The sequence below is a fragment of the Nocardioides sp. Z35_8 genome (genome assembly GCF_059621125.1).
Genome location: NZ_JCAQIE010000005.1, coordinates 45,768 through 65,880, shown reverse-complemented (window position 1 = coordinate 65,880; position 20,113 = coordinate 45,768). Strand labels below are relative to the sequence as shown.

General features: G+C 72.0%; 20 protein-coding genes and 1 riboswitch. Of the genes, 4 read left to right on the top strand and 16 right to left on the bottom strand.

The window, feature by feature from the left end; translation table 11 throughout:
- The first annotated feature begins 115 nt into the window (after positions 1-115).
- The 3 genes from AC54T2_RS18845 to AC54T2_RS18835 all read left to right on the top strand — a co-directional run bounded on the left by AC54T2_RS18845 (position 116) and on the right by AC54T2_RS18835 (position 2,640).
- Entirely contained in the window at positions 116-811 is a 696-nt protein-coding gene (locus tag AC54T2_RS18845) for a GAF and ANTAR domain-containing protein (RefSeq protein WP_186342223.1), read from the top strand.
- 273 nt (positions 812-1,084) lie between these two features.
- Positions 1,085-1,228, top strand: a complete 144-nt coding sequence (locus AC54T2_RS18840; protein WP_489976892.1) for a hypothetical protein — start codon at positions 1,085-1,087, stop codon at positions 1,226-1,228.
- Entirely contained in the window at positions 1,228-2,640 is a 1,413-nt protein-coding gene (locus AC54T2_RS18835) for a metallopeptidase TldD-related protein (protein ID WP_496666939.1), read from the top strand. Before AC54T2_RS18840 ends, AC54T2_RS18835 begins: the two co-directional genes overlap by 1 nt.
- Before the next feature lie 6 nt (positions 2,641-2,646).
- Here AC54T2_RS18835 and AC54T2_RS18830 read toward each other — a convergent pair whose 3' ends face one another.
- The 16 genes from AC54T2_RS18830 to AC54T2_RS18755 form a co-directional block, all read right to left on the bottom strand.
- Positions 2,647-2,925 carry a hypothetical protein gene (locus tag AC54T2_RS18830; RefSeq protein WP_206054356.1) on the bottom strand — a complete coding sequence of 93 codons (279 nt, stop codon included), beginning with the start codon at positions 2,923-2,925 and terminating at the stop codon, positions 2,647-2,649.
- Positions 2,922-4,187 (bottom strand): TFIIB-type zinc ribbon-containing protein, encoded by a 1,266-nt coding sequence (locus AC54T2_RS18825; RefSeq protein ID WP_496666938.1) that lies wholly within the window; start codon positions 4,185-4,187, stop codon positions 2,922-2,924. The genes AC54T2_RS18830 and AC54T2_RS18825 overlap by 4 nt, the downstream gene beginning before the upstream one ends.
- Positions 4,188-4,200: 13 nt before the next feature.
- Positions 4,201-5,382: an SPFH domain-containing protein gene (locus tag AC54T2_RS18820; RefSeq protein WP_186342226.1), complete on the bottom strand. Its 1,182-nt coding sequence runs from the start codon at positions 5,380-5,382 to the stop codon at positions 4,201-4,203.
- Positions 5,383-5,518: 136 nt separating this feature from the next.
- Entirely contained in the window at positions 5,519-6,811 is a 1,293-nt protein-coding gene (locus AC54T2_RS18815) for a serine hydrolase domain-containing protein (RefSeq protein ID WP_496666937.1), read from the bottom strand.
- A gap of 80 nt (positions 6,812-6,891) precedes the next feature.
- Positions 6,892-9,657, bottom strand: a complete 2,766-nt coding sequence (gene gcvP, locus AC54T2_RS18810) for an aminomethyl-transferring glycine dehydrogenase (RefSeq protein WP_496666964.1) — start codon at positions 9,655-9,657, stop codon at positions 6,892-6,894.
- A gap of 176 nt (positions 9,658-9,833) precedes the next feature.
- Positions 9,834-9,942, bottom strand: a riboswitch (glycine riboswitch).
- Positions 9,943-10,078: 136 nt separating this feature from the next.
- Complete coding sequence (locus AC54T2_RS18805) at positions 10,079-10,603, bottom strand: MerR family transcriptional regulator (RefSeq protein ID WP_496666963.1); 525 nt, start codon at positions 10,601-10,603, stop codon at positions 10,079-10,081.
- 297 nt (positions 10,604-10,900) lie between these two features.
- Entirely contained in the window at positions 10,901-11,368 is a 468-nt protein-coding gene (locus AC54T2_RS18800) for a bifunctional nuclease family protein (RefSeq protein WP_186342230.1), read from the bottom strand.
- A 53-nt stretch (positions 11,369-11,421) separates the two neighbouring features.
- The gene (ftsR, locus tag AC54T2_RS18795; RefSeq protein WP_496666936.1) at positions 11,422-12,162 is read right to left on the bottom strand and encodes a transcriptional regulator FtsR; all 741 of its coding nucleotides are present in this window, start codon (positions 12,160-12,162) and stop codon (positions 11,422-11,424) included.
- Between the two features lie 3 nt (positions 12,163-12,165).
- Entirely contained in the window at positions 12,166-12,678 is a 513-nt protein-coding gene (locus AC54T2_RS18790) for an FHA domain-containing protein (RefSeq protein ID WP_186342232.1), read from the bottom strand.
- Between the two features lie 132 nt (positions 12,679-12,810).
- Entirely contained in the window at positions 12,811-13,197 is a 387-nt protein-coding gene (gene gcvH, locus AC54T2_RS18785) for a glycine cleavage system protein GcvH (protein ID WP_241005094.1), read from the bottom strand.
- Positions 13,198-13,246: 49 nt separating this feature from the next.
- Complete coding sequence (locus tag AC54T2_RS18780; protein WP_496666935.1) at positions 13,247-14,080, bottom strand: DUF881 domain-containing protein; 834 nt, start codon at positions 14,078-14,080, stop codon at positions 13,247-13,249.
- The gene (locus AC54T2_RS18775) at positions 14,073-14,405 is read right to left on the bottom strand and encodes a small basic family protein (RefSeq protein WP_186342235.1); all 333 of its coding nucleotides are present in this window, start codon (positions 14,403-14,405) and stop codon (positions 14,073-14,075) included. Before AC54T2_RS18775 ends, AC54T2_RS18780 begins: the two co-directional genes overlap by 8 nt.
- Positions 14,402-15,301 (bottom strand): DUF881 domain-containing protein, encoded by a 900-nt coding sequence (locus AC54T2_RS18770; protein ID WP_496666934.1) that lies wholly within the window; start codon positions 15,299-15,301, stop codon positions 14,402-14,404. Before AC54T2_RS18770 ends, AC54T2_RS18775 begins: the two co-directional genes overlap by 4 nt.
- Positions 15,294-15,893 (bottom strand): cardiolipin synthase ClsA, encoded by a 600-nt coding sequence (clsA, locus tag AC54T2_RS18765; RefSeq protein ID WP_241005095.1) that lies wholly within the window; start codon positions 15,891-15,893, stop codon positions 15,294-15,296. The genes AC54T2_RS18770 and clsA overlap by 8 nt, the downstream gene beginning before the upstream one ends.
- 20 nt (positions 15,894-15,913) lie before the next feature.
- On the bottom strand, positions 15,914-16,978 hold the full coding sequence (locus AC54T2_RS18760) for a hemolysin family protein (protein WP_186342237.1): 1,065 nt from the start codon (positions 16,976-16,978) through the stop codon (positions 15,914-15,916).
- Positions 16,968-18,317 (bottom strand): hemolysin family protein, encoded by a 1,350-nt coding sequence (locus AC54T2_RS18755; RefSeq protein ID WP_186342238.1) that lies wholly within the window; start codon positions 18,315-18,317, stop codon positions 16,968-16,970. Before AC54T2_RS18755 ends, AC54T2_RS18760 begins: the two co-directional genes overlap by 11 nt.
- A gap of 260 nt (positions 18,318-18,577) precedes the next feature.
- Between AC54T2_RS18755 and AC54T2_RS18750 the strand changes: the two genes are divergently transcribed.
- Positions 18,578-20,113: a sulfatase-like hydrolase/transferase gene (locus tag AC54T2_RS18750; protein WP_496666933.1), complete on the top strand. Its 1,536-nt coding sequence runs from the start codon at positions 18,578-18,580 to the stop codon at positions 20,111-20,113.

Below are 20,113 nucleotides of genomic sequence, written 5' to 3'. Positions count from 1 at the left end.
CACGTCCAGCGCGCGTTGGGGCTCTGCCAGGTCCACGGGGTCGAGAAGACGGCCCCGTGGACCGATACCGTGGTTCGCGTGGACCAACAAGACCTTGGAGTGAGAGGCTGGGGGCGTGGGTGAGGAATCGATCTCGGACCGCATGGCGGCCGCTGCCCGAGAGATGCAGGACCAAGGTGACCCCGCGGCCACTGTGAAGAGCGCCGTCGAACTGCTGGTGCGGAATGTGGAGGGATGTCACTCCGCGAGCATCTCGCTCGTGTACGGCAAGCAGCGGGTGGAGACTCCGGCTGCCAGTGACGAGGTAGCAGCGGTGGGCGACCGGCTGCAAGCCGAGCTCGGCGAAGGACCTGCCCTCGACACGCTGTGGCACGTGGACACGGTCTACGTTCCCGACCTTGCTGCCGACGGTCGTTGGCGCAGGTGGGGAGCGGCGCTTCACGAGGCGACGGGAGCGCGCAGCGTCTTGACCTTCCGCTTGTTCACGATCAAGGACATCGTCGGCGCTCTGAGCATGTACTCGACCGAGGCCGACGCGTTCAGCGCTGAGGACAAGTCCGAGGGCATGGCTCTCGCGGCGCACATCGCCCTCGCCGTACTGGCCGCGCAAAGGCTGGACCAGTACGAGGCGGCTCTGGACTCCCGCACCCTGATCGGTCAGGCGTGCGGTGTGGTGATGGAGCGCTACGACGTCGATGCGGATCGCGCGATGGCCCTGCTGACCCGGCTCTCCTCGACGCACAACGTCAAGCTGCGCCAGGTCGCCATCGAGCTGATCAACACCCGCCGTCTTCCGTCACCCTCGTCCTAGCCGATCTGGAAGTCCCCCATCCCTCCAGCAGACCTGGTCCATTCCGTGAGTTCCATCGCAGGTCTCACCGACCGTGGCACGACACCGGTCGACGGGACGTCACCCACCACTCGAACGACGAAGCGGTGCCCCTATGCTGCGAAGACTCCTCGACCACGACCCCTGGAACGAGTCATGCAGCTAGCGATGTTGGGCGCCGGACCCGTCGAACCGATGCCACGCCGGGCGAGACGATCCCCCGCCACGAGGACGACGGACCCCGTGGGGCCTCTCGTGCGTGACACCTGGGTGCTCGGCGGGGCCTTCGGCTGCGGCAAGGCCCAGCCCGGGCAGGTCGCGGCGGTCAGCCACGGCTGCCCCACCGCACTGTTCCGCGGCGTCACCATCCTCAACACCCTCGACGAGGCGGGCCACTGATGACGTCCCCTGCTCTGCACCCCTCCCTGCACACCCCGCAGCAGCTGGTCGAGCACGCGCTCGCCACCTCCACCGCCGACGACTGCGTCGCGATCGTCCGCGACGTGACCAGCGCCAACCTGCGCTGGGCCAACAACACGCTCACCACCAACGGTGTGATGACCGAGGTGTCGGTGACGGTCGTCAGCTTCGCCGCCGTCAGCGGGGGCGTGGCGACCGGGTCGGTCTCGGGCAGTGCCTCGACGCCCGAGCAGGTCACGGCGCTCGTGCAGGCCGCCGACGCGGCCGCCCGCGCCGGCTCCCCCGCCGAGGACGTGGCCGAGCTCGTCGCCGACGCCACGTCCCCCGACTGGGACACCGAGCCGGAGACCACCGACATCGGCGTCTACCGCCAGTTCGCGCCGTCGCTGGGCGAGGCGTTCGCCCAGGCGGGCGCCGAGCAGCGGCTGCTCTACGGCTTCGTCAACCACGACGTCGCCACCACCTACCTCGGCTCGACCCGCGGCCTGCGACTGCGCCACGTGCAGCCCACCGGGCACTACGCCTGCACCGGCAAGGACACCTCGCTCACCCGCAGTGCCTGGACCGGGGGCGCCACCCGCGACTTCCGCGACGTCGACGCGGCCGCCATGGCCGCCACCGTCGCCCAGCGGCTCGCGTGGGCCGAGCGCCGCATCGACCTGCCCGCCGGGCGCTACGACACGATCCTGCCGCCGTCGTCGGTCGCCGACCTGATGATCGACGCCTACTGGGGCGCCGGCGCGCGGGTGGCCCACGAGGGCGAGTCCGTCTACAGCCGCCGCGGCGGTGGCACCCGCATCGGCGACAAGGTCGCCGCCCCCGGCGTGAGCCTGTTCTCCGACCCCGCCCACCCCGGGCTCGAGTGCGCGCCCTTCGTGATCGCCGGGGCGTCCGACAACACCGACTCGGTGTTCGACAACGGCCTCCCCCTCGAGCGCACCGACTGGATCCGCGACGGGCTGCTCACCGGGCTGCTGCAGACCCGGCACTCCGCCGGCATGACCGGGCAGCCGGTCACGCCGATGATCGACAACCTGGTGCTGGCGGTCGGCGACGGCGCGGGGACGATCGAGGACATGGTCTCCGGCGTGCAGCGCGGCCTGCTGCTGACCTGCCTGTGGTACATCCGCGAGGTCGACCCGCAGACGATGCTGCTCACCGGCCTGACCCGCGACGGCGTCTACGTCGTCGAGGACGGCGAGATCGTGGGTGCGGCCAACAACTTCCGCTGGAACGAGAGCCCCGTCGACCTGCTCAACCGGTTCACCGCGGCCACCGCCACCGTGCCGAGCTTCAGCCGCGAGTGGGGCGACGACTACTTCTCGCGCACCGCCACCCCGGCCCTGCGGATCCCCGACTTCAACATGTCGAGCGTGTCGCAGGGCGTCTGAGCCGCCTCAGCGCATCCGCTGCACCCGCTGGCGGTGCTGCGAGCTGTTGTCACCGTCGATGTCGGAGTCGCGGGTGCGCGAGATGTGGTCGATCTTCTCCTCGTCGCCCTGCACCGGCTGCGCCGTGATGAGGGTGTCGCGCTCGTAGGCGTGCGACTTGTCGGTGTTGCGGTAGTAGCGGTAGAGCGCCCAGTAGGTCGCGACCGCCCCCGCCGGCCCCGCGGCGAGGATCCACAGCGGCGACGAGTCGCCGGACATGACGACGTCGAGCAGCCACGTGCTCATGACATCGCCACCAGCAGCGCGCCGGCGGCGCCCTCGAGGACCGTGCCGACGGTGAGCGCCGCGGCGATCAGTCGCCACTGCGACACCGGCACGCTGCCCATGGTCTCGCCGGTGCGCCCGTTGACCGCGATGTAGTGGAGCACCTTGGTGTTCTCCTGGTAGTAGGAGTAGAGCCAGACCGGCAGGTACATCGAGATCCACCGTGACCCGCCGACGTCCACCTTCTCCTGCTCCCACCGCACCCCGCGGTCGAACTTCGACAGCGAGTCGTGCACCTGGGCGCGGCCGATGGAGAGCAGCTGGTCCTCCAGGACCGGGCGGAGGTCGTCCACGTCGAGGTCGCGCTTCTCGCTGGTGTAGCCGACGAGATAGCTGGCGTTCCACCTCACGGCGTTCTTGGTGTCGAACGGCAGGATCGTGTTGATGATGTTGTTGGTCGTGGAGGAGTCCGAGCTCGCCCGCGCGGCAGCGCCCTCGACGGTGAGGTCGTCGACGGTGAACGACACCGACCGCCGCACGCGGTAGACGTCGGCGGCGTAGTAGGTGACGTCGTTGTCGCCGCTCTTCTCGGTCCACCGCCGTGTCTGCACCTCGCCCTCTCCGACGTAGGCCGTGTCGGCGCGTGCGTCGATGACCAGGTAGGGCAGGTAGACACCGAGGACGTTCTCGGGCACGAACTCGGCCTTGAACCGCGGGTGCGCGAACAGGCGCCGCTTGCCGGCGAACTCGCGGATCTTCTCGACGGCCTCGGCGTGCGTCAGCCGGAACGGCAGCACCGCGTCGGGCACGGCCCCGTTGGGGGTCTGCTGGTTGACGTTGAGCGTGTGCCGGCACCAGTGGCAGCGGGCGTTCATCGTGTGCGCGGTGTCGACGACGACCTCGGCGCCGCAGCCGCCGCACTTCAACGTCACCTGCGCCGCGGCGTCGGCGGCGATGTGCCCGGCGCCGCCGGCGATGACGGTGCCCTCGAGCTCGTCGATGCCCGCGCCGAGGCCGAGCGCCTCCTCGACCCGCGACTCCTCCCACTGGTGGCGGCAGAACAGGCACACGAGCATGCCGGTCGACGCCCGCAGCTGCACGTCGGTCGAGCCGCACTTGGGGCAGCGGTTGATCCCGTCGGCGAGCGAGTCGTTGACGGTCTGGATGTCCGGTCCCGGCTCCGGGTCGGCACGTGCCGCGGCCAGCTCCTCCTCGAGCGGCAGCGGCGGTCCGTCGAACACCGGGGCGTCGGGGTCCCGCGGCGGTGGGGCGTCCTGCGTCATCTCACGTCCCGTCTCAGAGTCCGAGCGCCTTGGCCTTCGCCGCGTCGTAGTCCTCCTGGGTGATCAGGCCGGCGTCGAGCATCTGCTTGGCCCTCGTGAGCATCGCGACCGGGTCCTCGGCGGCGGGAGCCGCTGGAGCGTCGGCGGGAGTGGGTGCGGCGGGCGCCTGCTCGGTGGGCTGCTGCAGGCCGCCCAGGCCCATCCCCCCGGCTGCCATGCCCATCCCGATGACGCCCCCGGGACCGGCGTTCTCACCGGCGGCCTCGATGCCCGCAGCGACGGACGCCTGGAGGTTGGCGTTGCCGCGCGCACCGGAGAGGGCGTCGGCCCGCTGGACGTTGGCGAGCAGCTCGCGGGTGGTGGCGTCGTACTCGATGGAGATGATCGCCGTCTTGACGATCTCGAGCCCGCGGTCGGTGCGCCAGCGGTAGTTGTCCTCGACGGCGGCCGACAGCGACTGCGCGAAGCCGACGGAGTCCTGCTGGAGCCGGGCGATCCGGTTGCCCTTCGCCGGATCGTTGGTGTACATCGAGAAGGCGGGGGCGAGCGAGCCGACGACCTCGTTGAAGAGCTGCTCGCCCGCGGGGTTGTCGAGGTCGGTGAAGTCGAAGACGGCGCGACCCTCGATCACCCCCGCCGGGACGAAGTTGCGGATGAAGGTCAGCGGGTCGGTGATCTTGAGCGTGTAGGTGCCGCGGGTGACGGCACCGACCTGGGTGTTGAGGAAGGCGTCGTCCCAGTAGATCTCGGACTGGGTGCCGAACTTGTTGTTGGGAAGCTCCTTGAGCGCGACGAACAGCGCCGTCTGCTGCGCGCCGGGACGACCGCCGAACTTGAAGCGCTCCCAGCTCTGCTTGACGATCGACTCGACGAGCCCGCCGCCGGAGAAGACCGACTGCGACGAGGGCTCCCCGGAGTCCCAGATGTAGCCGCCCGGCTGGGCGGCGAACCCGGTGAACGCGCCGTCCTCCATCAGCACCAGGCCGTAGCCCTCCGGGACGACGATCTTCGACCCGTCGGTGATGATGCCGTCGGACGCACCGGGGTTGGCGCCGCGTCCGGCGTTCTGGTCCTTGCGGACCGCCGGGAACACCGCCGCGGTCGCGGAGATCCCCTCGGGGACGCCGAAGAAGTCGAGCCACTGGTCCGCGAGCGTGCCGCCGATGGCGCCGCTCACCGCCTGGAAGAGTCCCATGCCCATGCCTCCGATGCCTGCAGTGCGGGCGGATCCGCCCGGCGGACACAGTATCGGCCCGGCGCCCCGGAGGCAGGCGATCAGCCGTGCGGCGCGTCCTTGCGCGGGACGTCGGGGCCGGGCCGGGTCAGGCCGGTCAGGGTCGTCGCGGGTGGCCGCCCGGGATCTCCACGTCGGGGTCGTAGGGCGTGCGCGTGTAGACGAACGTCGCGCACTCCAGGTGGTGGATCGTCCCGTCGGGTCGGCGCACGAGCGCCAGCTGCTCGCCGCGGTGGTAGCCGAGCACGCCGATGAGCACGCCGTGGACGAGCTCGAACCGGTCGGTGACGACGTTGCCGCGGGCCATCGCCCGCAGCTCGAGCCCGTCGTTGTGCCACCGCACGTCGTAGGCCGTGTTGCCCCAGAACCACAGTCCGGGCACACCTGACACGTCGTCGGGCACCACCACGGTGGGACGCCACGGCGCCGGGCGGGTGTCGTCGGCGTCCGGGTCGCCCTCGATGAGCGCGACGGCGAGCTCGCGCGGGTCGATGCCCGTGGTCGCGTTGGCCAGGACCGCGGCACCGATGCCGCTGCCCGGGTCGACGTGCAGCGCCGCCAGGAAGCCCGGCATCGAGCCGTTGTGACCGACCAGGCGTCCGCCGGGATGGACGCCCAGCATCAGGCCCAGTCCGTAGTCGGGGGTCACCGGCCGCTGCATCTCGGCCAGCGACGACGCCGACAGCAGGTCGGGCCGCGCACCGCCCAGCACCTGTCCCCACGTGACGAGGTCGGCCAGCGTCGACCACAGCTGCCCGGCGGGGGCCATCGCGCCGGTGTCGGTCAGCGGCTCGTGCACCCGGATGCCGGTGAAGTGGTCGACGCTCCAGCCCGGCTGGGCGCCGGGGCGGGGCAGGTAGGACGTGGCACGCAGGCCCAGCGGCCGCAGCAGGCGATCCGTGACGAGCTCGCGCCAGGTCGCGCCGAAGCGGCGGGCCACGACCTCGCCCAGCAGGGCGAAGCCGAGGTTGGAGTAGTGGAACCAGGCGCCGGCGGGCGCCACCCGGCCGCTGCCGTCGTTGGCGGCCACGAGCGCCGCGAAGTCGCCGCCGCGGGTGCGCTCCCACCACGGTCCGCGCGGCTCGCTCTGCATCCCCGAGCTGTGGGCCAGCGCCTCGCGCAGGGTCACCTCGCCGTAGCCGACGTCGCCGAGGTGGTCGGCGAGCGGGTCGTCGAGGTCGAGCAGGCCGGCGTCGCGGGCCTGGACGACGAGCACGGCGGTCATCGTCTTGGTGATCGACCCGATCCGGTACTGCCCGTCGAGGCCGGGGGCCTGGCCGGCGCCGCCCGCCCACACCGCGCCGTAGCGGTCGAAGACCGCGCCGACCACGGACGTCAGCCGGCCCTCGGCCTGCGCGACGTCGAGCAGTCGCTGACGCTGGTCGCTCACGACACGACCCTAGGCCAGGTGGCCGCCGGCGGTCGGGGAACCCGCGCCCAGGCGTCGGTCCCGGCCGTCAGTCCCAGCGGTCAGTCCTGGGCGAACGCCTCCGGAGGGGGGCACGCGCAGACCAGGTTGCGGTCGCCGTAGGCCTGGTCGATGCGCGCGACCGGCGGCCAGTACTTGTCGGAGTCGATCCCTCCCGGGAACACCCCGACCTCGCGCGAGTAGGGGCGGTCCCAGTCGCCGACGAGCGCGCGGGCCGTGTGGGGCGCGTGGCGCAGCGGCGAGTCCTCGGGGCTCCACTCCCCCGCCTCCACCTGGGCGATCTCGGCGCGGATCGCGATCATGGCGTCGCAGAACCGGTCGATCTCGGCGAGGTCCTCGGACTCGGTGGGCTCGACCATCAGCGTGCCGGCCACCGGGAACGACATCGTCGGGGCGTGGAAGCCGTGGTCGACCAGCCGCTTCGCGACGTCGTCGACGCTCACGCCGCTCGCCTTGGTGATGCCGCGGAGGTCGAGGATGCACTCGTGGGCGACCAGGTCGCCGTGGCCGCGGTAGAGGACCGGGAAGTGCTCCTCCAGGCGGTGGGCGATGTAGTTGGCCGACAGCACGGCGACCGCGGTCGCCCGGGTGAGCCCCAGCGCTCCCATCATCCGGATGTAGGCCCACGTGATCGGCAGGATCCCGGCGGAGCCGTAGGGCGCGGCGCTGATCGGCCCGATGCCCTGCCGCTTCTCCGGCTCGGGGTGCGAGCCGTGGGAGGGGAGGTAGGGCGCGAGGTGGGCGCGGACGGCGACCGGACCGACCCCGGGGCCTCCGCCGCCGTGCGGGATGCAGAAGGTCTTGTGCAGGTTGAGGTGGGAGACGTCGCCGCCGAACTCCCCCGGTCGCGCCCAGCCGAGCAGCGCGTTGAGGTTGGCTCCGTCGACGTAGACCTGCCCACCGTGGTCGTGCACGATCTTGCACAGGTCGGTGATGGTGTCCTCGTAGGCCCCGTGGGTGGAGGGGTAGGTCACCATGATCGCGGCGAGGGTCTCGGCGTGCTGGGCGCACTTGGCGAGGAGGTCGTCGAGGTCCACCGACCCGTCGTCGGAGGCCTTGACGACCACGACCTTCATCCCGGCCATCACCGCCGACGCTGCGTTGGTGCCGTGCGCCGACGACGGGATCAGGCACACGTTGCGCCCGGCGTCGCCGTTGGCGAGGTGGTAGCCACGGATCGCCAGCAGCCCGGCGAGCTCGCCCTGCGAGCCGGCGTTGGGCTGGACGGAGACCTTGTCGTAGCCGGTGACCTCGGCGAGCCAGCGCTCCAGGTCGTCGACGAGCTCGCGGTAGCCGGCGGCGTCCTCGGCGGGGGCGAAGGGGTGCAGGTCGGCGAAGCCCGGCAGGCTCACCGGCTCCATCTCGGTGGTGGCGTTGAGCTTCATCGTGCACGAGCCGAGGGGGATCATGCCTCGGTCGAGGGCGTAGTCACGCGAGGAGAGCCTGTGCAGGTAGCGCAGCATCTGCGTCTCGCTGTGGTGGGAGTTGAAGACCTCGTGGGTGAGGAGGTCGGTGGTGCGCGCCAGGTCCTCGGGCAGCCCGGACGCGTCGTCGTCGGCGGGCGCGACGCCGAACGCGCGCAGCACGGCGGCGACGGTGGACGGGCTGGTGCGCTCCGAGGTGGACACTCCGACGTGGTCGGCGTCGATCGGGCGCAGGTGGAGACCGAGCTGGCGGGCGGCGGTGACGACCTCGTCGGCCCGGCCGGGCACCGCCACGGTGAGCGTGTCGAACCAGGTGTCGTTGACGATCTCCACTCCCCCGGCACGGAGGGCCGCGGCGATGCCGTTGGCCTGCTGGTGGGTGCGTCGTGCGATCCGGCGCAGCCCCTCCGGGCCGTGGTAGACCGCGTACATCGACGCGACGACGGCGAGGAGCACCTGGGCGGTGCAGATGTTGGAGGTCGCCTTGTCACGACGGATGTGCTGCTCGCGGGTCTGGAGCGCGAGGCGGTAGGCCGGGCGGCCCTCGGCGTCGACGGAGACCCCGACGAGGCGCCCGGGCAGGTGCCGCTCGAGGCCCGACGCGACCGACATGAACCCGGCGTGCGGACCGCCGTAGAACAGGGGCACGCCGAAGCGCTGGGACGAGCCCACCACGACGTCCGCGCCGAGCGTTCCCGGCGCCTCGAGCAGGACCAGGGCAAGCAGGTCGGCGGCCACCACGGCCAGCCCGCCGCGCTCGTGGACGGCCTCGATGACCGGACGCGGGTCGCGCACGGCCCCGGACGCGCCGGGGTACTGCACCAGCACCCCACACACGTCACCGTCGGGGAGGCCGTCGGCAAGGTCGGCGACGACCACCTCGATGCCCATGCCCGCGGCGCGGGTGCGCACCACGTCGATCGTCTGGGGCAAGGCGTCGGCGTCGACGACGAACGGGCCGGTCGCGGTGCGCTTGGCCCGGCGCACGAGGGTCATCGCCTCCGCGGCGGCGGTGCCCTCGTCGAGCAGGGACGCGTTGGCCGTCGGCAGGCCGGTCAGGTCGGCCACGACCGTCTGGAAGTTGAGCAGCGCCTCGAGCCGGCCCTGGGAGATCTCGGGCTGGTAGGGCGTGTAAGCGGTGTACCAGGACGGGTCCTCGAGGACGTTGCGCCGGATCACCGGCGGCGTGATCGTCGCGTGGTAGCCCAGGCCGATCATCGCCTCGGCGGGTCGGTTGTGCGACGCCAGCGTGCGCAGGGCCCGGGCCGTCGCCTCCTCATCGAGCGGGGCGGGGAGGTCGAGGGCGGCGGCCGAGCGGATGCCGCCCGGCACGGCGGCCGTCATCAGCGACTCGAGCGACTCGTGGCCGATCGCCTCGAGCATGTGCGCGATCGCTGCCTCGTCGGGGCCGATGTGCCGGGCGACGAACTCGCCGAGGCCGTCGCCGGGGTTGTCGGCCGGGCTGGCGGTGGAGGTCGAGGTGGCGTCGGGCACGGGGGCTCCCTGAGGTCGCGTCGCTGGGACCTCCCCCTCTGTCGGTCGGACGACCTCCAGAGTGCCAGCCCAGTGCGGTCCGGGTGCCTGAGAGGTTCCGGGGAGGAATTGCCCCTTCGGCGCGCGACGCTCGGTCGGCGAGACCGGGCGCCGCGACTCTCCCGCATGGGATGTCGGCGCTGCCGAGTCTAGCGGGAACGCAGGAGAAATGACCGAGGCGCGAAATGACCGAGGCCGCCCGGTGTGCCCGGGCGGCCTGGTCGGAGGGTGTGGGCCGTGCTCGTACGGAGAGTGCCGGTGGAGGGTGCGGTCAGCCGGTCTGGCGGGCTGCGCGGCGTGCGGCGAGCTCGTCGCCGGTGACGGAGGCGCCCGGATGCTCGGCGGTGCGCTCGGAGGGCAGCTCGGCGAGCGTCCCCTCGATCTCGCGCCACACGCCGCCGATCGCGATGCCGAAGACGCCCTGGCCGCCCTGGAGCAGGTCGATGACCTCGTCGTTGCTGGTGCACTCGTAGACCGAGGCCCCGTCGCTCATGAGGGTCACACGGGTCAGGTCGTCGGTGCCGCGCTCGCGCAGGTGCGCCGTGGCGGTGCGGATCTGCTGGAGGGAGATGCCGGCGTCGAGCAGGCGCTTGACGACCTTGAGGATCAGGATGTCGCGGAAGGAGTAGAGGCGCTGGGAGCCCGAGCCGGCGGCGCCGCGGACGCTGGGCTCGACGAGGCCGGTGCGGGCCCAGTAGTCGAGCTGGCGGTAGGTGATGCCGGCGGCGTTGCAGGCCGTGGGACCGCGGTAGCCGGTGTCGCTGGGCAGCGGCGACACGTCGTCGTCGAAGAGCAGCCCCTGCTCCTGCGCCTTGTCGGCGGCCTCGGCCTCGGCCTTGAGGCGGGCTGCGTCGGCGCCCTGCTCGTTCTCGTTGCTAGCCACAGTGACCCTCCAGGTCAGTTCCTCCGCTGAGCGGTAACTCCTGGGGGAAGGGCCCGCCCGGCGGCCGACACGCGGCAACCACAACGGTGGAGTTACAACAGAGACAGTTCACCGTAGGCCCCGGAATCCGGGTTGTCCATCCACGCCGCGGCGTGTCGCCAACCCTCGACCTTCACTTGAGGGTGAGGGTTGAGCGGCGCCACGCCGCGGTCACTCGGACTCGAAGTCGTCGGGTGAGACGTGGTCGAGGAACTCGCGGAACCGCTCCACCTCGTCCTCCTGCTCGGCCGGGACCGCGAGTCCCGCCTCGTCGAGCACGGCCTCCGCGCACACGATGCGGGAGCCGGTGCGCAGGGCCAGCGCGATCGAGTCGGACGGCCGCGCCCCGACCTCAGCGCCGCCGTCGAAGACGAGCTGGGCGAAGAAGATGCCGTCCTGCATGTCGACGATGCGGACCTCGTCGAGCCGCTGGCCGGTCGCCTCGAGCATGTCGCGCATCAGATCGTGGGTCAGCGGACGCGGCGGCGTGACGCCCTGCTGGGCGAAGGCGATGGCGGTGGCCTCGACCGCCCCGATCCAGATCGGCAGGTAGCGCTCCCCCGTCGCCTCGCGCAGCAGCACGATGGGCTGGTTGGAGGGCATCTCGACGCGGACTCCCACGACGTCCATTTCGCGCATGGCCCCACCCTACCCACGCGCCCTGATGCCTGCGCGCGGGCTCCTGGCCCGGGTCACCCCCGGTCGAGACCGACCTTCACCAGCGTCGCGTGCAGTCGCAGCGACAGCGCGGCGATCTCGGAGGTGGCGTCCTCGGCGCGGCCACGGGCGGCGGCGTCGCGGCCCCGCGCGAGGGGGGCCACCACCTGCTGGACGAGACCGACCTCGCGGTCGGCAGCGTTCTTGAACGCGCGCAGGTGGCGCGGCTCGAAGCCGTAGTCGGCGAGCTCGCGGGCGGTCTGCGCGACCACGAGGGCGTCGCTGTCGAAGTGGCCGGTGCCGCTGCGCGCGCTCACCAGGCCGTACTGCTCGAGCTCGGAGAGCAGCTCCTCGGAGATCTCCGCGACCTTGAGCAGCTCGCGCCGTGACAGGCGCAGGTCACTGCTGCGGCGGAACGACTCGGGGCTGGGAAGTCCGTCGGCGCTCAGCGCGACCTTGGGGACGGTGGGCACGACCGACTCGATCGCCGGCGGCTCGAGCCCACGATCGATCGCGTCGAGGTGGTCGCCGATGACCTTGAGCGGGAGGTAGTGGTCGCGCTGCATCGTCAGGATGTAGCGCAGCCTCGACACGTCGTCGCCGGAGAACTTGCGGTAGCCGGCCGCGGTGCGCTCGGGCTTGACGAGTCCCTGGTCCTCCAGGAAGCGGATCTTCGGGATCGTCACCCCGGGGAAGTCGGCTCGCAGCTGGTCGAGGACCTGCCCGATGTTGTAGCGGGCGCCGCGACCCGCCCCCGGGGCCGTCGAGGCACTCACGGATCAGCTGTCCGGGTGGGAGGAGAAGAACACGAGGCGATACTTGCCGATCTGCACCTCGTCGCCGTCGTGGAGCTCGAGGGAGTCGATCCGGTCGCGGTTGACGTAGGTGCCGTTGAGGCTGCCCACGTCGCTGACCGTGTAGCCGCCCCCGGAGCGGCGGAACTCCGCGTGGCGACGCGAGACGGTCACGTCGTCGAGGAAGATCTCGCTGTCGGGGTGCCGCCCGGCGCCGACCACGTCGGTGTCGAGGAGGAACCTGCTGCCGGCGCTGGGGCCGCGCTGCACGACGAGGAGCGCGTGACCGGCGGGAAGCGCGTCGACCGCGGCGGCGTCGACGGGGCTGAGCTGGCGGTCGGAGGACTCGCGCTGGTCCGGGACCCCGAAGGTGATGGTCGCAGTGGTCTCGACCGGGCTGGGACCCGGCTCCTCCCCAGCGAGCAGCTTGGTGCCGCACTGGGCACAGAAGCGGGCATCGTCAGGGTTCTGCTTGCCACAGGCGGTGCAGAACGGCATGGAAAGCTCCTCGACGTATCGACGCTGAACCCTCAGCCGAGGGTTGAGGTTGATGGTTTCCCCGAACCTACCAGCCCGGCGCTGGTCACCGCGGCCGGTCCGGGAGACCCACCGGGGCCGGCGGGCGTCGGCTCAGCCGTCGAGCCCGGACTGGTAGGCGGCCGCGTCCATCAGCCCGTCGAGCTGCGAGTCGTCGGCCACCGTGACCTCGAAGAGCCAGCCCGCCTCGTAGGGGTCGCTGTTGACGAGCTCGGGGGTGGAGTCGAGGGCCGCGTTGGTGGCCACGACCTCGCCGGTCACCGGGGCGTAGATGTCGCTGACCGACTTGGTGGACTCCAGCTCACCGCAGGTCTCCCCCGCCGCCACCTGGTCGCCGACCTGGGGCAGCGAGACGTAGACGATGTCGCCGAGCGCGTCCTGGGCGAAGTCGGTGATGCCGACCCGGACCGAGCCGTCGGCCTCGCCCGGGGTGCGGACCCACTCGTGCTCGCTGGTGTACTTCAGGTTCTCCGGATACACGATGGCTCCTCGCGGGGTCGGGCTGGTGTGGCGTGGGTCGCTCGGCAGGCTACTGGCCGGTGCCGAACTCCGCATACTCAGGCCGGGTCGCGGGGCGGACGCTGGCGATCTCGATCGTCTCGTCCTCCGCCACCTCCACCGACGCGCCGTCGTAGGTCTCCAGCGTCTCGATGGGGCCGGTCGAGAACGTCAGCGCAGTGCGCAGGACGTGGGGGTCGCCGATCACGTCGATGACGTAGGGCGGCTCGAGGAGCTCGCCGTCGAGCTCGATGCCGCCGACGGCGTTCTCGAACGAGCTGTCGGCGCCGAGCCGCACGGAGTCGTTGAACTCGATCGCCTCCGCGCCCGCGGTGCGCAGCTCCTGCACGGTGTCGAGCAGGGACCCGACGTTGACCCGGCTGTCGGACTCGGTGATCGTCACCCGCAGGCCCGGGCCGGCGACCGGCACCAGCCCGGCGATGATGTTGAGCGTGCGCACGCGCTGCTCGGCCTCGGCGAGGGCGGCGGACCGGGCCTGGTTCTCGTCGGTGAGCTCGTCGCGCCTGGCCTCCAGTCGGTCGACCTCGCGACGGGCCCGCTCGGCGGTGCCCGTCAGGCCGTCGAGCACCTCGATGAGCTCACCCTCGCGCAACCCCTCGTAGGTGTCGTTGGCCGCCGTGTCGCGCACCTGGACGACGAACGCGAAGCCGAGGACGGCAAGCAGCACGGCGACAACCCCCTGGCGCCGCGACGGCCGCGTCAGCGCCACCCGCATCCGCGCGCGCCCGGTCTCGGTCTCGGTCGTGGTCCCGGTCGTGGTCCCGGTCGTGGTCCCGGGCTCCGGCTGCGCCTCGGTCCCGGTCTCGGGCGTCGGGTCGTCGCGGTCGGGTCGCTGCTCAGGCATGGAACACGTGCCTGCGGATGGCCGCGACGTTGGCGAAGATGCGGATGCCGAGGACGACGATGACGCCGGTGCTGAGCTGCGAGCCCACGCCGAGCTGGTCGCCGAGGTAGACGATCGCCGCCGCGACCACCACGTTGCTCACGAAGGAGACGACGAAGACCTTGTCGTCGAAGATGCCGTCGAGGTGGGCGCGCAGACCGCCGAAGACGGCGTCGAGGGCCGCGACCACGGCGATGGGCAGGTAGTTCTGCAGGCTGAGCGGCACGTCGGGCGCGAACACGAGGCCGGCGACGATGCCCAGGAGCAGGCCAAGGGCGGCGATCACGGCGAGCTCCCCCCTCCTTCAGGTGCGCCGTCGGGGTCGGCGCTGAGCTCGATCACATCACGAAGCGCGCGTTCGGGCGCAGCCGGCAGGCTGACGTCGTCGACGTTCTGGGCCTCGTAGACGAAGCCGAGACCGTTGACCAGGCCGAACCACTGCTGGCCCTGGGAGGTCTCCACGAGCCGGGCCTGCAGCGTGCGCGGGTCGCCGATCACCGACACGACGTAGGGCGCGTTGACGGGGCGGCCGTTGACGTGGACGGCGCGGTTGGTGTTGCGGATGGCCCCCAGGGCGTTGAGCCGCTGGTCGTTGATGGCGATGGCCTCGGCCCCCGCCTGGAACAGCCCGTCCACGAGCGTGGCGAGGTCCTCGTCGCGGATCTCGCTGTCGACGTCGGCGCCGGGGGCGTTGTCGACCGTGATGCGCACGCCGGGGCCGTGGGCGGCGGAGAAGCCGGTGAGGAGCTCGGCGCGCCGCACGCGGGGGGCGATCTCGTCGAGCTGGCCCCGGATCTTGGTGCTGCTGCTCGCGACGGCTGCGTTGGAGCGGGTCAGCCGGCCGACCTCGGCCTGGAGGTTGCGGACCTGGTCGCCCCGGACGTCGATCTGCTCGATGAGCGCGGCGCGGCCCATCTCGTTGGCCGGCGCCTCCCGGGCGGTCTGCACCGCGACCACCGCCGTCATCGCCCCGAGGGCGGCCACCGCCAGCACGCTCGACCAGTGCGGGCGCGCCACCTTCGGGCGTACGTCGCCGGCCGCGGCCCGCAGCTGGGCGACGTGGGCGTAGTCCTCGTCCATCGAGCGGGCGGTGACCAGCGCGAGCAGCGGGGTGGTGACGTGCTCGGGCAGCCCGCTCGCACCGTCCGCGACCGGCGCGGGAGCGGGTCGCGCCTCAGCCATGGTCGCCTGCCGGTGACGGGTGGCGTGGCGTCTCGCGCAGCAGCGTGCGCACCTGCCAGGCGTAGAGCACCCCGGCCCACCAGTAGAGCCCGATCCCCCACCACGCGAAGGCCCACCCGAAGTTGCGCGCGAGAGTGGCGACGATGCCGTCGCCGTCGCCGAGCAGCAGCAGCGGGAAGGCGTAGAGCAGGTTGAACGTGGCGGCCTTGCCGAGGAAGTGCACCGGGAGCGCCGAGAAGCCCCGGGTGCGCAGGATCGGGACGAGGCCCCAGAGGAGGAGGTCGCGCAGCGGCAGGGCGATGGCCACCCACCACGGGATGATGTCGCGCATGTACAGCCCGACCACGACCGCGAGGATGTAGAGCCGATCGGCCACCGGGTCGAGGATCTCGCCGAGCACCGAGTACTGGTCGAGCCGGCGCGCCAGCCACCCGTCGAGGAAGTCGGTCAAACCGGCCACCATCAGCACGACGAGCGCGATCGCGTCGGCCTCGGGCCCGAGCACCAGCCACAGGAACAGGGGCACGCCGGCCAGCCGCACCACGCTGATGACGTTGGGCACGGTCCAGACGCGAGTAGCTCCCTCGGACACGATCAGACCCTACCGAGCACTCAGCGAGCCTCGACGGCGGACACGTCGTGGTGGGCGGCGTCGCGGATCTCGCCGACGAGCTCCTCGAGGACGTCCTCGAGCGTGACCACGCCGATGACCGTGCCGTCACGCTCGACGACCCGGGCCATGTGGGCCCCCTTCACCTGCAGGCTCTCCAGGGCGTCGTGGAGCAGGTCGTGGGGGTGGACGGAGGCGAAGGGCCGGATCCACTTGTCCTCGATGACGCGCGAGCGCTTGTCGTCCTCGGACTCGAGGGCGTCCTTGATGTGGAGGTAGCCGAGGAGGGTGCCGTCGTCGGCGGCCACCGGGAACCGGCTGAAGCCGGTGGCGGCGCAGACCGCCTCGACGTCGGCCACGGTGGAGCCCGGCGCCACGGTGGCGAGCGTGTCGGTCGTCATCACGATCGAGGCGACCGACTTCTCGGTGAAGCCGAGCGCACCCGCGAGACGGTCGTACTCGTCGGCCTCGATCAGGCCCTCGCCGCGCGACTCCTCGACCAGCGCGGCGACCTCCTCGCGCGTGAAGCTGGAGTGGACCTCGTCCTTGGGCTCGATGCGCAGCAGTCGCAGCACCCCGTTGGCGACCATGTTCATGCCGCCGATGACCGGGCGCAGCACCGTGACGATCACCATCATCGGCGGGCTCAGCACCAGGGCGGCCCGGTCGGCCCCGGCGAGGGCGATGTTCTTGGGCACCATCTCGCCGAGCACGACGTGCAGGTAGACCACGATCGACATCGCCACCACGAACGACACCGGGTGGAGCAGGTCCTCGGGCAGCCGGGCCGCGTGGAACAGCGGCTCGAGCAGGTGGGCGACTGCGGGCTCGCCGATGGCGCCGAGGCCGAGCGAGCAGACGGTGATGCCGAGCTGGGCGCCGGCCATCACCAGCGAGACGTTCTCCATGGCGCGCAGCGTGGTGCGAGCTGCGCGCGAGCCCTCCTGGGCCCGCGGCTCGATCTGGCTGCGGCGCGCGGCCAGCAGCGCGAACTCGGCGCCGACGAAGAAGGCGTTGAGGGCGAGCAGCACGACGGCCAGGCCCACCCCGAAGAGGTCACTGTTCATGGTCGGACTCCCCCACCAGGACCAGGTCGAGCCGGTCGATGCGCAAGCCGTCCATCCTCTGCACGGTCAGGGTCACCAGTCGCTCACGCACCTCGTTGGGATCGCTGCGGTCGGGCACCGGCACCTCGATCCGGTCGCCGGGCTCGGGGATCTTGCCGAGCTCACGCATCACCAGTCCGGCCACGGTGTCGTAGTCCTCGTGGTCGGGCAGCTCGATGTCGGTGACGTCCTCGACCTCGTCGGGGCGCAGCAGCCCGGAGAGGGTCCAGCTGCCGTCGCGGCGCTGCCGGATGCGGGCGCCCAGGCGGTCGTGCTCGTCGGAGATGTCGCCGACGATCTCCTCGACGACGTCCTCGAGCGTCACGATGCCCGCGTGACCGCCGTACTCGTCGAGCACGACGGCCATCTGGAAGCCGTCCTGGCGCAGCAGCGCCAGCAGCGGGTCGAGCCGGAGGCTGTCGGGCACGACGACGGGCTTGACCATCACGTGCTTGATGCGCGTGGTGGCACGCTCGTGGACCGGCACCGCCACCGCGTGCTTGACGTGCACGGTGCCGACGACAGCGTCCTCCGCGTCGAGCACGGGGAAGCGGGAGTGGCCGGTCTGGCGGGCCAGGTCGATGACCGTCGACACGCGGTCGCCGTCCTCGACCGTCGTCGTACGCACGCGCGGCGTCATGATCTCGCCGGCGGTGCGGGTGCCGAACTCGACGGAGCGCTCCACCAGCTCGGCGGTGTCGGCGTCGAGGGTGCCCTGGTCGGCGGAGCGCTGGACGAGCGAGGACAGCTCCTGGGAGCTCCGCGCGGAGCGGAGCTCCTCCTGCGGCTCGATGCCGAGTCGGCGCACGATCGCGTTGGCCGAGCCGTTGAGTGCGCGGATCGGCCCGCGGCTGAGTGCGGTGAAGCCGCGCATGAAGCCCTGGGTGGCGCGCGCGGTCTCGAGCGGCCGGGCGATGGCGATGTTCTTGGGCACCATCTCGCCGAAGATCATCGTGATCACCGTGCCGAGCGCCAGGCCGAGCGCGATGGACAGCGGGCTGACCGCGCCGTCGGGCACGCCCAGCGCGGCCAGCGGCTCGTCGACGAGGTCGGAGATGGCCGGCTCGGCCAGGAAGCCGATGGCGAGGTTGGTCACGGTGATGCCGACCTGGGCGCCGGAGAGCTGCGTCGACAGCGAGCGGAGCGCCAGCTGGACCCCTCGGGCGCCCTCGTCACCCGACGCGGCCGCGCGCTCGACGCCGGGGCGGTCGACGGTGACGAGGGAGAACTCGGCGGCCACGAAGAGGCCGCAGGCAGCCACGAGGGCCAATGACACCAGCAGGAGCAGGAGGGGGGTCACGACGCGCACCCGGTGGTGGTCGGTGCGGTCGTGCGGGGACTTTGACTCTCGTCCATGGCGGCTGCTGCGGGTTCCTTCGTCCGGGGTCGTGGTCGTGGCGCGCCCCGCAGAGGGGGCCGCCGACGCGCCCAAGGGTAACGGTCGGGACCTTCTCGGCCCCAGTCGTCGTGTCGCTTTTGGGGTGGCGGGTCCCCGCGGCCTAGGGTGGCGCCGACACAGGGCGTGCGACAGGTGCCCTCCGGGTCTCGGCGAGGGGCACAATGCGAGCGTGGGCACAGTCTGTCTCGGCTGCCCTCCTCGTCGTCCTCATCGCCACCCTGGCCACGGTCAGCGCCACCGGCGACCCGGGTGACGCCAGCGGGCCCGACGCGGCGCGGATGGTGCAGGGCACCCAGGGCGCCGACGCCGGCCCCGCGCGCCCCAACCTGGTGTTCGTGCTCACCGACGACATGCGCGACGACGACCTCGACCACATGCCGATCACCCGCCGGCTCCTGGCCGACCAGGGCATGGAGTTCACCGACGCGATCTCCCCTCACCCGCTCTGCTGCCCGGCCCGCGCGCAGCTCGCCACGGGCCAGTACGCCCAGAACAACGGCGTGCAGCACAACCGGGGCGTCCACGGGGGGTTCCAGGCCCTCGATCCCACCCGGGAGGCGAGCGCATGGTTCCGCGACGAGGGCTACCGCACGGCGTTCGTCGGCAAGTTCCTCAACGGCTACGGCCCCCGTGACGTCCGGCCCGCCGGCTGGTCGCGCTGGGACGCGCTGACCCGCGGCACCTACGACTACGTCGACTTCACGATGACCAACGACGGCGAGCCGCGTCACCACACCGACGCCTACGTCACCTCGGTCATCGAGGACCACGCCAACGAGGCGGTCCGCGACTTCGCCCGCAGCGGCGACCCGTTCGTCGTCTACGCCTGGCACATCGCGCCCCACTACCGGATCACGCCCGAGGGCGGACGCAGCCTGCCGCTCGCCGAGCCCCGCGACGAGCAGCTGTTCCTCGACGAGCGCCCCGCGTCCTTCGACGACCCCGCCTTCGACGAGGACGACGTCACCGACCAGCCCCGCTACCTCCGCAACCGCGCCCGGGTCTCGCGTCCCGACGTCGCGGCCGAGAACACCGCTCGTCTCCAGGCGCTGCAGTCGGTCGACCGGGCCGTCGGCTCGCTGGTCGAGACGCTGGCGACCGAGGGCGTCCTCGATGAGACCTACCTCGTGTTCGCCTCCGACAACGGCTACTCCCTCGGCGAGCACCGCTACCTCGGCAAGGACGTGCTCACCGACGAGGCCCTCCAGGTCCCGCTGCTGGTCCGGGGCCCGGGCATCGTGCCGGGGAGCACCTCGGCGCTGCCGGTCACGCTCGTCGACCTCCCGGCCACCTTCGCCGCCCTCGCCGGCGTCACCCCGCAGTGGCAGGTCGACGGCACGTCGCTCGCACCGACCCTGCGCGGGGAGGACCAGGCCTTCCGCGACACCACCCTGATCCAGACCGGCCGCACGCTCGGCGACGGCTGGTCGCACCGCGGGGTGCGCACGGAGCGCTACCTCTACGGCACCGACGGGACCGACGGCTTCCTCTACGACCGCCTGCTCGACCCCGGCGAGCTGGTCAACCTCGTCGACGATCCGGCCTACGCCGGGGTGCGGGCGGTGCTGGAGCAGCGCCGCCGCGAGCTCACCGAGTGCGCGGGATGGACCTGCAACCAGCAGTTCGGCCCGGTGACCGACCCGGTGACCGACCCGGTGACCGACCCGGTGACCGACCCCACCCAGGGGCCGTCGTGA